Source organism: Cobetia sp. SIMBA_158 (genome assembly GCF_046566945.1).
GTDB classification, from domain to species: Bacteria; Pseudomonadota; Gammaproteobacteria; order Pseudomonadales; family Halomonadaceae; genus Cobetia; species Cobetia amphilecti.
The window spans coordinates 1-273 of the sequence record NZ_JAWJYL010000355.1; the positions used below are offsets into that span (position 1 = coordinate 1).

Genomic DNA, 273 nt, shown 5'->3' on the forward strand with positions numbered 1-273 from the left:
GCGGTAAAAGTAGCGATCCCCATTAAATAAAGTTGTTTAAAAAACTTTATTAATAACAAAATAACTGCAAACAAAAGGCCAACAAAAAAAGGCGCTAACAACCAACGTCCTTTAAAAATAAACGACTCCAATGCATGCTCTATTTTATTGGTTGATTGAATGTTTTTTTTGGGTGTAACGGGAGTGTTAGGTGTCATTTATTATTCTATGAATTTAAAAATGCGACATTAACGTATTAATTAAGCTTATACAAATAATTATAAAAAAACGGCT

General features: G+C 29.7%; 1 pseudogene. It reads right to left on the bottom strand.

Annotation, left to right across the window (positions count from 1 at the left end):
• Positions 1 to 197, bottom strand: a pseudogene (locus tag R2R70_RS20260) (hypothetical protein); the annotation flags it as partial.
• Positions 198 to 273 lie beyond the last annotated feature (76 nt).